The organism is Rhizobium leguminosarum (assembly GCF_019798305.1).
Taxonomy (GTDB): domain Bacteria; phylum Pseudomonadota; class Alphaproteobacteria; order Rhizobiales; family Rhizobiaceae; genus Rhizobium; species Rhizobium leguminosarum_U.
Window position 1 is genome coordinate 225,704 of the sequence record NZ_JAAXDD010000004.1, and the last position, 14,300, is coordinate 240,003.

Sequence of the window (14,300 nt, forward strand, 5' to 3'; positions counted from 1 at the left end):
GCGGTTCAGCTTTTCACGGAAATGCAGAACCGCTCTAACTTTTTGTTTTAAACAATTCCGGACGGAAAACCGCTGCGCACTTTTCCTGGAATTGCTCTATAGGCCGCTTCCCCGATGTAGGAAAACCGACGACCGTCATCAAGCGGCCGCAGCGGGCGACTTCCTGAAATAACTTCTGATGACGGGATGGCCGAAGAGGCCGGCGAGGATCGCAAAACCGGCGCCGACGACGAAACCGGCGAGAAAACCGCCGATGACGCCGGCAACTAATAGAATCGTCTTTCCGGGACCGTCTCCCTTGACCGGCGGCTCGGCCGGCGAAATGACGCGAATGTTACTCTGATTGAAGTTCTGCTCCTCGCTCGTCTGGCTGGAGCGTTTCAGCACCGTCTCGTAAATATCGCGCGCCGCCGTCGCCTTGCGCTGCAATTCGTTCAGTTCCACCTGCTTGTCCGACGAACTCGCCTGTAGCGCCTTCTGCACGGCAAGCTCCTTGGCGATGCTGTCCTCGGCCGCCTTTGCCTGCTCGTATTCGCCCCTTGCCGAGGTGGCGAGACGCTGCAATTCGCCCCTGATTTCGCCTGATATGCTTTGCAGCGACGAGCGGGCCGCCTGCAGGCGCGGATGGCGCGTGCCCATCTGGCTTTCGAGGCTGCCGACGGCGGCGGCCTGGGTGGCATATTGCTGACGCAGGCTGACGAGCGGCGAGGTGACGCCGCCTTCCGCCTGGTTGCCGGCGACAATGTCCTCGACGCGGAGATTAGCGACGGCATCGGCGCGCGCCTTTGCCTGGATGGTCTTTTCCTGTGCCGTCACCAGCATCGTGTTCAGCGAGACGAGCCGCTGATCGGAGATCAGGTTGCCCTCGGTCGCGGCCATGTCGTTGTCGGCGCGGAAGGTTTCGACAGCCTGCTCGGCTTCCAGCACCTTCTGGCGCAGGTCGTTGAGCCGTCCATCAAGTGTCGATGAGGTGTTTTCGTAGATGCCGTTCGAAGCGCTGTTCTCCTCCTCGGTGAAGGAGGTGACGACCTGGTTGGCAAGCCTTGCGGATTTTTCGGGATCGTTGGTCGTGGCAGCAAGCGAGACGACATAGGTGCTGGCCTCGCGGGTGATAACAAGCGCCTTCTGCAGAGTGCCGATCACGGCGGCGCCATCCGTTCGGCCGCCGGTGAATTCGGGATCCTGGTCAAGCTTCATGGCTTCGGCGACGCGGCGCAGCACATTGCCCGAAGTCAGGATCTGCACCTGGCTGTCGATCAGCGCCGAGATCATTTCCGGCGAGGGACCCGAAGATTGCGCGCTGGCATCGGCAAGGCCGATCTGGCGTGGGTCGAAATAGAGGCTGCTGACGGCGGTGAATTTCTGGGCGATGCGCGGCGCCACCGCCCCGCCGGCCACAGCTCCGAGAAGGGCCAGGCCCAGCACAACCAACCGCCGGCTCCAGATCGCGGCGATACTGGAGCGGAGGTCGAGAAGCGGGGCGGCAGGTGCCGACGCGGCATTCGAGGGCGCGTCGACGACAGGCTGTTTTGGAGGAGGAGGCGCCAGACGCTCATACTGGCGGGTTTCGGCAATGCTTGCCGGCGGCACGACGGGTGGCGGCGCCGGTTCGGGCAATGGCCGGACGAAATCATCCGGATGGACGACAGGACTGCGCATGCGCACGCCTTCCGGCGCAGTCTGAGACGGCTCATAACTGCGCCAGCCAGGGAGCCGGCTTACCCTGTTCCTGTCATACTGGTTCATACGCGCACTCGTGTCCCGCCCAGCGTGAAAGACTGAAGCCGAGGTGCTGATACTTTAGAAATTCTTAGCTAACGGACCGTTAAAATAACGTCAGCGACGCCGATGTTGCGATTTGCCGTGATAACGAGGATGCCATGAGGACGACACGACATCTGACAGCGCTGCTGCTTGCGGCCGCTCTCACCCCGTCGCCGGCCCTTGCGGCTGATGCACCTTGCTATCGCGGCGTCAATCTGTCCGGCGGCGAATATGGCGAGCGCGGCGGCATCTACGGCACCAACTACACCTATCCCGGCGAAGACACGATCGACTATTTCGCCAAGAAGGGCATGACAATCATCCGGCTGCCCTTCCGCTGGGAGCGGCTGCAGCCCGCCCTCGGCGGGCGGCTCGACGAGGATGAGCTGAAGCGGCTCAAGGATACGATCGGCCTGATCCGCAAGCACGGCATGGCCGTTCTGCTCGACCCGCATAATTTCGGCTATTACGACAAGACCCAGGTCGGCACGGCGCCGGCGACGGATGCCGCCTTCGGTGATTTCTGGGCAAGGCTTGCCGTCGAATTTGCCAATCAGGACGGCGTTCTCTTCGGCCTGATGAACGAACCGCACGACATCAAGGCGACCGACTGGCTGGATGCCGCCAATGCGGCGATCCGCAGCATCCGCGCCGTCGGCGCGCGCAACCTCATCCTGGTGCCGGGCACGGCATGGAGTGGCGCGGGCAGCTGGGAAAAGGATGTGATCGGCGGCGCCAACGGCACGGTGATGCTCGGCGTGCGCGATCCGCTCGACTTCTACGCCTATGAGGTCCACCAGTATCTCGACGCCGATTCCTCCGGAACCCACCCGACCTGCGAAGGTGCAGGCGCCGCGGTCGCGGCGATCAACGGCGTTACCGCCTGGCTGAAGCGGAACCACAAGCGCGGCTTTCTCGGCGAATTCGGCGCCTCCGCCGACAAGGACTGCATCAGCGGATTGACCGAAATCTACGCCACCATGTCCGGAAATAGCGACGTCTGGCTCGGCTGGTCCTATTGGGCGGCGGGCGAATGGTGGCCGGCGGACGAGCCGTTCAACGTCCAGCCGCGCAAAGGCCCCGAGCGGCCGCAGATGCGGCTTCTTGCCGAGGCGGCAAAAGCCGACACCGGCACTTGCTCGGCCGTCAAGCCGGCGGGGAAATGAACATGGCAGTCGTCGATCACAGGACAGCAGCATTCACTGTAGCCAGCACCGTAGCCGGCAACCGGCTCGATGCTGCCCGCGAGGCATCGCGCACCGATCATACAGTGCTCTGGCTCGGCCTGCTCTCCGTGCTCTACAACGGCATTCTGGCCTTCATCAACCACAACATCGTGCCGCTGTCGATGACACAGGTCGCCGCCAGCGAAGGCCTGATCATGGCGAGCGCCATCATCTATATCCTGCACAAGGGGATCTACGAGACCGACCTGCCGGCCTTCCTGTTCCTGCTGTTCACGCTTATCGTGACCATCTATGTCAGCGTGCTCAACCGCATGCTGTTCATCGATCACTTCCGCAACGTGCTGATCATCTTCTGCTTTACCGGGCTCGGCGGCTGGAGCAACGAGAAAACGATGAAGCTCGCCTTTCGCTGGGCGAGCCTTGCCGTCATGATCTTCCTGATCTTCGAGATCGTCAGCGTGCCGTTCTACGTCAGCATCGTCCACCCGTCCGATTATTTCGCCAATACGCGCGGGCTGCTGCCGCTGAGCTACAACACGACAGGCCTCTTTCAGAACGCGCTCGGCTTTCCCGAGCGCTTCTCCTTCGGCATCATCGACCATCGTTCCTCCTCGATCTTCCTCGAGCAGGTGTCGCTCGCCAATTTCTGCGGCGTGATCGCGGTCTACCTGATTTCGATGTGGGAGAGGCTTGGCCGCTGGGACCGGTTGCTGATGATCGGCACGGCCGTGCTGATCCTGGTGACGAACGACACGCGCACGATGCTGATCTTCTGCTTTGCCTGCATCGTCGGCTATTTCGTCTTCCCGAAGATCCCGAAGAATTTCAATCTGGCGCTGATGCCGCTGATCGTCGCCGCCGGCTTCCTCGTCTACGTGTTGAAACCCAATGCGACCGGCGACAATTTCACCGGCCGCATCAACCTGACGATGAAGAAGATCATGGAGCTCGATCCGCTCGCCATCCTTGGACTTTCGGTCGACCGGGTGGCCGAATTCGCCGACAGCGGCTATGTCTACCTGATCTACGCGGCGACGATCTTCGGCGTCATTGCCTTATGGCTGTTCGTCTGCCTCTTTCCCGCCGGGCGCACGGCGGCGCAGCGGCGATGCGCCCATTCACTTTCTCTTTTCATTTTTCTGAATATGATGATCGGGGGAACTGCGGTCTTCTCGATGAAGATCGCCGGTCTCCTGTGGTTCGTCGTTGGATATATGCGCTTCCACGACAGCCCGCGCATCCGGCAGGGTCGTCCGGCAGATGTATTGAGTTGACCGCAGCGGCGCAGCTGAGACCGACGCCGGCGCGAGCCCGAGGGAGCAAGATGCTTGTCCAGCTTCAATATCTGCGCGCCATCGCGGCGCTGATGGTCGTCTATTTCCACGCGATATTGCAGCTTGCCAAGGTCAATCCCGCGCTCGACGCCACCGCCTTCGCCTATGGCGAAACCGGCGTCGACATCTTCTTCGTATTGAGCGGCTTCGTGATGTGGCTGACAACGAGCGGACGCGCCATGAGCCCGGTCGATTTCGCCCGCCGACGCATCAGGAGGATCGTGCCACTCTACTGGCTGGCGACGCTGTTTTCGGCGACGGTGGCGGTGGTGGCCCCGTCATTGCTGAAATCGACGGTGTTCGACCTGCCGCATCTCGCAGCCTCGCTGTTCTTCCTGCCATGGAGCAATCCCGCCGATCCCAGCACGATCACGCCGGTGGTCGTTCCGGGCTGGACGCTGAATTATGAAATGTTCTTCTACTTCGTGTTTGCGCTACTATTGCCGCTACAGGAAGTTCGGCGCATCCCGGCGATGTTTGCCGTCTTTGCCGTCATCCTGATTGCCTGCCGGCTGCTGCCGGAAACGACGGTGACCCGGTTCTACGGCGAACCGATCATGCTGGAATTCCTGGCCGGTGCCGTGCTCGGCTGGCTCTACGGGCAGAAGATCCTGCTGCCGAGCCACTGGGCTTGGGCGGCCCTTGCCGTGGGCTTCGCCTTTCTCTTCATCAACGAGGCGCTGATGCCGCCGGAAAGCCGGTTCTATGCCTGGGGAATCCCGGCGATCTTCATCGTCTACGGCGCTATCTCCATCGATTTTTCCAGGCTGCCGGTTGTGGGATGGCTGAACTATCTCGGCGACTGCTCCTACAGCATCTATATCACCCACGCCTTCACGCTGGCTTTTCTGAGGGTCGCCGCCGATCGCCTGCCAATCGGCATCCTGCAGCAGCCGGTACTCTTCGTGATCCTCTCGCTGGCGCTCTCGTCGATCGGCGGCGCGATCATCCATGAGGTCACCACGCCGCGCCGGAAGGTTGCGGTGGCGAGCCGGCCGCCGGCCTAAAACGCTCGAAGGCGAGATTACGCATCCAAGCGGCGCTGACGGTACAGTTTTTTGCGCAACTTCTCCTAAGCTTCAGCCTGAGCAATGAGAGAACTTGCGCAAAGGTGATGGTTTCTCTTGCATTTTGTCGCATGAATGAAAGTGCGCCGGCCTGTTCGCGGCCCGGGCTTTGATCTAAGCACAGCGGCGGCCTTGGAGAGGGAAGAGGGAAAGACATGACAAGTTACGTATTGACGGTATCCTGCAAGTCGACGCGCGGCATCGTGGCGGCGATTTCGAGCTATCTGGCCGACAAGGGCTGCAACATCGTCGACAGTTCCCAGTTCGACGATCTCGATACCGGCAAGTTCTTCACGCGGGTGAGCTTCATCTCCGAGGAAGGCGTGCCGCTTGCCGAACTCAAGGAAGGCTTCGAGCCGATCTCCAAGCGGTTTGCCATGGATGCCGAGATCCATGATGGCAACGCCCGCATGAAGGTGCTCTTGATGGTGTCGCGCTTCGGCCATTGCCTCAACGACCTGCTCTATCGCTGGAAAATCGGCGCGCTGCCGATCGATATCGTCGGCGTCGTCTCCAACCACTTCGATTACCAGAAGGTCGTCGTCAACCACGACATTCCCTTCCACCACATCAAGGTGACGAAAGAGAACAAACTGCAGGCCGAAGGCCAGATCATGGATATCGTCGAACAGACCGGCACGGAGCTGATCGTGCTGGCGCGTTACATGCAGGTGCTTTCGGATGCGATGTGCCAGAAAATGTCGGGGAAGATCATCAACATCCACCATTCCTTCCTGCCGAGCTTCAAGGGCGCCAATCCTTACAAGCAGGCCTATCAACGCGGCGTGAAGCTGATCGGGGCGACGGCGCATTACGTCACCGCCGATCTCGACGAAGGCCCGATCATCGAGCAGGACACGGCCCGCATCACCCATGCGCAGTCGCCCGACGATTATGTCTCGATCGGCCGCGACGTCGAAAGCCAGGTGCTGGCGCGCGCCATCCATGCCCATATCCACCACCGCACCTTCCTGAACGGCAACCGCACCGTGGTCTTCCCGGCAAGCCCCGGCGGCTACGCCTCCGAACGCATGGGTTGAGTGTCGCCTAGACCCTGCATCTCTTTTGCTGGCGAATGACAATCTCCCGTTGCCTGCCAGCGGCAAGTACTCGATTATCTCCTTCAATAGGTAATCGAATCATGCAGCGGAGGGGTGTCATGACCGACGAGGCGCTTGTTGATCGCATGGCGCTGCCGCGTCCCGACGTCACCGCCAGCGACGCCGAAGAGATCCTCCTTGCTCACTACAGCCTCTCCGGCACGCTTACCGAACTCGGCAGCCAGCAGGATCGAAACTATCGCGTCGATAGCGATCGTGGCCGCTATGTCCTGAAGATCTGCCATGCAGCCTTCGAGATCCGTGAGCTCGAAGCGCAGAATGCGGCGATCCATCACCTCAAAAGCCGGCAAAATGCGCCGCGCGTTCCGCAGGTGATCCGCACCAATGAAGGGCGGGAGATCGTCGTCCTTACCGTGCGTGGGCAGGGCTATCAGATCCGGCTGCTGGAATATCTGGAAGGCCAGGGGCTGACGGAGCTGACCTATCTGGCGCCGGCTTCCGTTGCAGCCCTCGGCGCGCTCTGCGCCAGGCTGGCGCAGGCGCTTGCCGATTTCGACCATCCCGGTCTCGACCGCAGCCTGCAATGGGATCTCAGGCGCGCCGGGCCGGTCGCGGTGCAGCTGCTGTCCGCGATCACCGATAGTGCGGCGCGCGACCGGATCGCCAAGACCATGGTGATGGCCATTCGCCGCATCCAGCCGTTGGCGCCATCGCTTCGGCTGCAGGCCGTGCATCATGACGTCACCGGCGACAATGTCGTCGGCCACCGCGACGCCCGTGGCCATACCATTCCCGACGGGGTGATCGATTTCGGCGATATCATCCGCGGCTGGCTCGTCGGCGACCTCGCCGTCACATGCGCTTCGCTGCTGCATCAGGCGGATGGCGACCCTTTTCATATCCTTCCAGCCGTCACCGCCTATCAGGCGATCTATCCGCTGACCGGCGAGGAGCTGAAGGCGCTCTGGCCGTTGACCGTCGCACGCGCGGTCATTCTCGTCGCCAGCAGCGAGCAGCAGATTTCGGTCGATCCCGACAATGACTATGTCCGCGGCAATCTCGAGCACGAGCGGGCGATCTTCGATACGGCAATGTCCGTTCCCTTCGAACTCATGGAAGCCGCGATCCTCAGGGCGGTCGGCGCAAATGTCGCCGGCCCGGAAGCATCGGGATGGCTGCCGTTGCTGCCGGACATCGATCCCGCCAGGATCGCCTATGTCGATCTTGGGGTGCGGAGCCCGCATTTTTCCGCCGGCAACTGGCTGAATGCCGACATGGACTGGCGGCTGCTTGCCCGCGTGGCAACCGAAAACGGCACGGCAGCGACGCGCTACGGCGAATATCGGCTTTCCCGTGCGGGAACCGCGAAGAGACAGGCGACCTACGCCCTGCATGTCGACATATGCCTTGCCGCAGGCAGCGCGATTGCCGCGCCCTTTGCCGGCCGTATCGGCTGGAAGGACCAGCATCTGACGCTCGGCAGCGGCAGCATGACCCTGCATCTCGATGGGCTCGACCTCTCGGTCGAAGATGGAGCCGCGATTGCCGCCGGCGATCCGCTCGGCACGGTTATCGGAGAGGCTTCGTCGCTCGGCGGGCTGCGCGTCCAGCTTTGCAGCGTCGCGGGTCTTGAACCGCCGCTCTTTGCCACACCGCGCGCGGCGGCGGCCTGGTCGGTACTCTGCCCTTCGCCCTCGCTACTTCTCAGCCCGCAAGCGGATGCGCCGCGACCTGAAACCACCGCGCTCTTCGCCAGGCGGAAGGCGCATCTTGCAAGGCCGCAGAAGAATTATTATGCGGCGGCGCCGCAGATCGAACGCGGCTGGAAGGAGCATTTGTTCGATGTCGAAAGCCGCGCCTATCTCGACATGGTCAACAACGTCACCATCCTCGGCCATGGCCATCCCAGGTTCGCGGCAGCAATCCACGCCCAATGGCTGCGGCTCAACACGAATTCGCGCTTCCACTATGCCGCGATCACCGAATTTTCCGAACGCCTCGCCGCCCTTTCGCCGGACGGGCTCGACGCAGTTTTCCTGGTCAACAGCGGCTCGGAGGCGAACGATCTGGCGCTTCGGCTGGCGCAAGCCCATAGCGGCGCGCGCAACATGCTCTGCCTGCTCGAAGCCTATCATGGCTGGTCAGCGGCGAGCGACGCCGTCTCTACCTCGATCGCCGACAATCCGCAGGCACCGACCACCCGGCCGGACTGGGTGCATACCATCGTTTCGCCGAACACCTATCGCGGCGACTTCCGTGGTCCCGATACGGCAGCGGATTATCTCGGCATGGCGACGCCGGTGCTGGAGGCAATAGATGCTGCGGGCGAAGGCCTTGCGGGCTTCATCGCCGAATCGGTCTACGGCAATGCCGGCGGCATTCCATTGCCGGAAGGCTATCTCAAGGAACTCTATACGCAGGTGCGCGCTCGCGGCGGCCTCTGCATCGCCGACGAAGTGCAGGTCGGCTATGCCAGGCTCGGGCACTATTTCTGGGGCTTCGAGCAGCAGGGCGTCGTGCCTGATATCATCACCGTCGCCAAGGGCATGGGCAACGGCCATCCTCTCGGCGCCGTCATCACCACGCGGGAGATTGCGCAATCGCTGGAGAAGGAGGGCACTTTCTTTTCCTCCACCGGCGGCAGCCCCGTCAGTTGTATCGCCGGCATGACGGTGCTCGACATCATGGCCGAGGAAAAGCTGCAGGAAAATGCCCGGACGGTCGGCGATCATCTGAAGGCGCGGCTCGCCGCGCTGATCGACCGCCATCCGATTGCGGGCGCCGTGCACGGCATGGGCCTCTATCTCGGCCTCGAATTCGTCCGCGACAGAACGACGCTGGAGCCGGCGACGGAAGAGACGGCTGCAATCTGCGACCGGCTTCTCGACCTCGGCGTCATCATGCAGCCGACCGGCGATCACCAAAATGTGCTGAAGATCAAACCGCCGCTCTGCCTCAGCATCGACAGCGCCGATTTTTTCGCGGACATGCTGGAGAAGGTGCTCGAAGAAGGCTGGTGACCCAGGGGGTTCGGGCATTAACCAAATCGGTCATTTCGAGGCATTTCGATTTTTAATGAAACGGGCCATTGCCTGATACAGCAAGGCTTCTTATGTGTGCCGCTGTGATCGATCGAAATTCGATTCTGTCATGCGAATTTAACGAAGAGCTGATATGTTTCTTTCTGTAAGTTCGGGCTGTGACGGAATGAATTTTTTCGGATCGTCGATATTTTGACACGTTTCGGAATATGTTTCTGACAGGCTATCAGGTAATCTCTACCAAGTTAGTGGATTATAGAAGACAGCCTTCACCGGCCCCGGGCTCTACCGGGACCACTCAAGTGCAACGCCAACACAAGGAACGAGCATGATAGACATCGATATTCTCGCCGATCTCCTTGGGCGATCTGTGCTTGGCAATGACCGTCCGGGCGCCCTCTCCCGCCCGAACTGTCGAATGTGACGTTCGTCCTCCTTTCAACGGTACCAGACAAGTCAATTCGCCATAGCTGCGCATGTCGCGCGGCAGGAGTTCTATCTATGAAGAAGCAAGTTATCGAATATGCAGGCGTTCCCGTCGGGATCGTCATTCCCGATGAAGACCGGCTGAAGTTCATCGCTGTGAAATTTCATGTCCACGACCTCGACGAGCAGCGTTTCGGCTCGCCCGATGAGGTGCGGCTGGCCATCCATGACCTGATGACCCGCCGTCATCCGAAGCCGCTTCATGCCTGAGGGCATGAGGCCGCGATTAGCATTCGCGGCTTTTCCCGATGTCCGACCGGTCCCGCCACATGGGGCCGGTCTTGTTTTTTGAGGGCATTGCAGCGCCGCGCGTCTTTATCAACGCGCAAAGGCTGTAACACTTTGAATTGCTGCATAATTTTATCCTTAAATCGATTCCGATTTAAGGGATTATGCAGTACAGTCCTACCGGCCGCCTTTCCGCATAAGGATCCGCCCTTGCCCGATCTTCTCAACCTCATCACCGATATCGAAGGTCTTTCCATCGGCCATGCGACCGACCTTGCGCTCGGTTCCGGCGTCACGGTCATCGTCTTCGACGAACCGGCCGTCGCATCCGGCACGGTGCTCGGCGGTGCGCCGAGCGGGCGCGACACGGGCCTGCTCGATCCGTCGATGACCGTCAATGCCGTGGATGCCTTTGTGCTCTCCGGCGGCTCGGCTTTCGGGCTGGATGCCGCCGGCGGCGTGCAGGCGGGCCTGCGCGAGCGCGGCCGCGGCTTTGCCGTCGGGCCGGTGCGCATCCCGATCGTGCCGCAGGCGATCCTGATGGACCTGCTGAACGGCGGCGACAAGGATTGGGGCCTTCACTCCCCCTACCGCGACATGGGCTATACGGCACTGCAGGCTGCGGCCAAGGGCACATTCGCGCTCGGCACGACAGGTGCAGGCACAGGGGCGACGACGGCCACCGTCAAGGGCGGGCTCGGCTCGGCCAGCGCCGTCAGCAGTGCCGGGCATCGCGTCGCGGCGATCGTCGCCGTCAATGCGCTCGGCTCCGCAACGATCGGCGACGGGCCGCATTTCTGGGCAGCACCTTTCGAAAAAGACGCGGAATTCGGCGGGCTCGGTATGCCTGATGTGGCCGACCACCGGATGCGGCTCAAGGGCATGAACACGCCGGCAACGACGATCGGCGCAGTGGTGACCGACGCGCAGCTGACGAAGGCCGAGGCGCACAGGCTTTCGCTCGCCGGCCATGACGGCCTTGCCAGGGCACTGCTGCCAGCGCACCTGCCACTCGACGGCGATACCGTCTTTGCCGCTTCGACGGCCAAGCATCGAAGAGACGATATGGCAAGCCTGATGGAGCTTTGCCACCTTGCGACCATCGTCATGGCGCGGGCGATCGCCCGTGGCGTCTACGCGGCGACCGCCCTTCCGGTCGAGGGCGCGCAAAAGGCATGGCGCGACCGCTATCCGAATGGTCGTTGATTGAGATCTTTGTTTTTATCCATGTCGTTGTCCCAAAACCGCTGCGCACATTTGGGCGACATGCTTTAGGGTCGGAACCGGAACCCACAACGTGCCGAATGGCGGAGAGACGTGAATGCAGATCCGGGCGCTGATGTATTTCGACGAGCTGGTCAGGACCAATTCGATGCGCCAGGCGGCCGAGAACCTCAATGTCGCGCCGACGGCGATCAGCCGGCAGATCGAAAACCTCGAATATCATTTCGGCGCGCCGCTCGTCGAACGCAGCGCCCGCGGCGTCAAGCTGACGGCCGCCGGCGAACTGCTTGCCGCCCGCGCCGGCCGGACGTTGCGCGAGCTCGATCATGTGCAGCAGCTGATCGAAGACCTGAAGGGCCTGCAGCGCGGCCGTGTCAGCATCTATGCCAATGGCGCCACCGTCGCCAATTTGCTGGCGCCGGCGCTTGCCGAATTCAGCCTGAAATATCCGAAGCTGCGTTTTACCGTGACGATCACCAGCGCGCGGCAGGCGGTCGATGCCGTCAACAGCGCCGAGGCGGATATTGCGGTGACGCTGTTTGCGCCACCGATGTCCGGCGCCAAGGTGCGGCTACGCTCCGAGATCGCCTATGATCTCATCGCCACGCCGCAGCATCCGGCCGCCGCGCATGCCGAGATCCCGCTAAGGACGCTTGCCGAGTACGCCTTGGCACTGCCGGATCAATCCTTCGGCTTCCGCCAGGCCTTCGACGCGCTGTTCGAGAAGGAAGGGCTGAGCCTCGATCCCGTCTTCGTCACCAGCTCGCTCGAAATGCTGAAAGAACTCGTGCTCAGCGGCGCTGCGGTCACCCTGCTGCCGGCACTGACCGTCCGCCGCGAGATCGAGGCGGGTCAGCTCCTTGCCATTCCGCTGGCCGGCAAGACCGGCATCCGCACCCATGTCGATCTCTGCGTCGCGCCGGACCGGCAGCTGTCCTTCGCCGCGACGAAACTGCTCGACTTCATCGAGAGGTTCATGCGCGAGCGCACGAACCGCCGGACCGAGACGAAAGACTGACGCTTCGAGCTTGCATTGCCCGCGGATTTACGGTGTAGCTTTTTCGGCTACACTGAGCACACAAAATCGTCATTGTGTGTGCACTAGCATAGTGCCACTCTATTCGCAAAAGGCCTTCGTCATCGACGCGCGGCCAGACAAGGGAACATGATGATCAAGTTTTCGTTTGCGCCTTCCGCGCGTTTGGCCCGTCGGTTTTCGCTCGGTGCCGCACTTTCGGCCGGCCTGGTGATGACGACGATGACGCCGGCCGAGGCGGCGAAGACCACGCTCAATCTCGGCATGAGCGTCGAGCCGACCGGTCTCGACCCGACGATCGCGGCACCCGTCGCAATCGGCCAGGTGACCTGGCAGAACGTGTTCGAAGGGCTGGTGACGATCGACCAGTCCGGCAAGATCCAGCCGCAGCTGGCAAAAAACTGGGAGATCTCTCCCGATGGCCTGACCTATACGTTCAAGCTGCAGACCGGCGTCAAATTCCATGACGGCGAGGCCTTCGATGCCACGAGCGCCAAGTTTTCGCTCGACCGTGCCCGTGGCGCCGATTCGGTCAATCCGCAGAAGCGCTTCTTCGCTTCGATCGCCTCGATCGATACGCCGGATGCCGAAACGCTGGTGCTGCATCTCTCGGCGCCGACCGGCAGCCTGCTCTACTGGCTCGGCTGGCCAGCCTCTGTGATGGTCGCACCGAAGACGGCTGCCGACGACAAGACGACGCCAGTGGGGACCGGCCCCTTCAGATTCGCCAACTGGGCGAAGGGCGACAAGGTCGAACTCGCCAGGAATGCCGATTATTGGAACAAGGATGCGGCCGCCAAGCTCGACAAGGTGAGCTTCCGGTTTATCGCCGATCCGCAGGCGCAGGCGGCTGCGCTGAAGTCCGGCGATCTCGATGCCTTTCCGGAATTTGCCGCGCCTGAGCTGATGAGTTCTTTCGACGGCGATGCGAGGCTCGTCACCAAGATCGGCAATACCGAGCTCAAGGTCGTTGCCGGCATGAACACTGCCAAGAAGCCTTTCGACGACAAACGCGTCCGCCAGGCGCTGATGATGGCGATCGACCGCAAGACGGTAATCGACGGCGCATGGTCCGGCCTCGGCACACCGATCGGCAGCCACTATACGCCGAACGATCCGGGCTATCAGGACATGACAGGCGTGCTGCCTTACGACGTCGAGAAGGCGAAGGCGCTGCTATCAGAAGCCGGCTACCCCAACGGTTTCACCTTCACGATCAAATCGCCGCAGATGGCTTATGCGCCGCGCAGCGCCCAGGTGATGCAGGCGATGTTTGCCGAGATCGGCGTGACGATGAATATCGAGCCGACGGAATTTCCGGCGAAATGGGTCCAGGACATCATGAAGGACCGCAACTTCGACATGACGATCGTGGCCCATGCCGAACCGCTCGACATCGACATCTATGCGCGCGATCCCTATTATTTCAATTATAAGAACCCCGCTTTCAACGCGCTGATGAAGAAGGTTCAGGAGACGACCGATCCCGCCGCGCAGAATGCGATCTATGGCGAAGCGCAGAAGATCCTCGCCGAGGACGTGCCGGCGCTCTACCTCTTCGTCATGCCGAAACTCGGCGTCTGGGACAAGAAGCTAAAGGGCCTGTGGGAGAACGAGCCGATCCCTTCCAATGTGCTGTCTGGCGTGTCCTGGGACGAATGAGGGAGGTAGGTCAGGCGCGATGTGATGAGGTGATGGCCTTGGCGCCGGAAGCAGAACAGTCGGATATGGTCGACTCACGCGAACCTCTCGCTCCCTCATTCCTGTGCTTGTCAAAGGAATCCAGTGCGCCCAAGTCCTTGGGCGCGGGAGAACCAGCTACTCATCGCATGAGAGTTATTCACGGCGCAGACGCCCCGTGGCTGGATTCCT

10 protein-coding genes are annotated in these 14,300 nt (G+C 61.6%); 9 read left to right on the plus strand and 1 reads right to left on the minus strand.

Annotation, left to right across the window (positions count from 1 at the left end):
* Positions 1-138: 138 nt before the first annotated feature.
* Positions 139-1,746, minus strand: coding sequence for a GumC family protein (locus tag HFO99_RS09220; RefSeq protein ID WP_222360740.1), 1,608 nt, complete (start codon positions 1,744-1,746; stop codon positions 139-141).
* 134 nt (positions 1,747-1,880) lie between these two features.
* On the opposite strand from HFO99_RS09220, the gene HFO99_RS09225 reads away from it, so the two are divergent.
* The 9 genes from HFO99_RS09225 (at position 1,881) to HFO99_RS09265 (ending at position 14,090) form a co-directional block, all read left to right on the plus strand.
* On the plus strand, positions 1,881-2,930 hold the full coding sequence (locus tag HFO99_RS09225) for a glycoside hydrolase family 5 protein (protein ID WP_222360742.1): 1,050 nt from the start codon (positions 1,881-1,883) through the stop codon (positions 2,928-2,930).
* A 2-nt stretch (positions 2,931-2,932) separates the two neighbouring features.
* Positions 2,933-4,225, plus strand: coding sequence for a hypothetical protein (locus HFO99_RS09230; RefSeq protein WP_222360744.1), 1,293 nt, complete (start codon positions 2,933-2,935; stop codon positions 4,223-4,225).
* 50 nt (positions 4,226-4,275) lie between these two features.
* The gene (locus tag HFO99_RS09235) at positions 4,276-5,292 is read left to right on the plus strand and encodes an acyltransferase family protein (protein WP_222360746.1); all 1,017 of its coding nucleotides are present in this window, start codon (positions 4,276-4,278) and stop codon (positions 5,290-5,292) included.
* A 215-nt stretch (positions 5,293-5,507) separates the two neighbouring features.
* A complete protein-coding gene (gene purU / locus HFO99_RS09240) occupies positions 5,508-6,392 on the plus strand; it encodes a formyltetrahydrofolate deformylase (RefSeq protein ID WP_003555898.1) in 885 nt (294 codons plus the stop codon).
* 119 nt (positions 6,393-6,511) lie between these two features.
* The gene (locus tag HFO99_RS09245) at positions 6,512-9,433 is read left to right on the plus strand and encodes an aminotransferase (RefSeq protein WP_222360748.1); all 2,922 of its coding nucleotides are present in this window, start codon (positions 6,512-6,514) and stop codon (positions 9,431-9,433) included.
* Positions 9,434-9,955: 522 nt separating this feature from the next.
* Complete coding sequence (locus HFO99_RS09250; protein ID WP_003544544.1) at positions 9,956-10,150, plus strand: hypothetical protein; 195 nt, start codon at positions 9,956-9,958, stop codon at positions 10,148-10,150.
* 228 nt (positions 10,151-10,378) lie between these two features.
* Positions 10,379-11,374 carry a P1 family peptidase gene (locus HFO99_RS09255; protein ID WP_222360750.1) on the plus strand — a complete coding sequence of 332 codons (996 nt, stop codon included), beginning with the start codon at positions 10,379-10,381 and terminating at the stop codon, positions 11,372-11,374.
* Between the two features lie 115 nt (positions 11,375-11,489).
* Positions 11,490-12,410: a LysR substrate-binding domain-containing protein gene (locus HFO99_RS09260; RefSeq protein ID WP_222360752.1), complete on the plus strand. Its 921-nt coding sequence runs from the start codon at positions 11,490-11,492 to the stop codon at positions 12,408-12,410.
* 150 nt (positions 12,411-12,560) lie between these two features.
* On the plus strand, positions 12,561-14,090 hold the full coding sequence (locus tag HFO99_RS09265) for an ABC transporter substrate-binding protein (RefSeq protein WP_222360754.1): 1,530 nt from the start codon (positions 12,561-12,563) through the stop codon (positions 14,088-14,090).
* Positions 14,091-14,300: the final 210 nt, after the last annotated feature.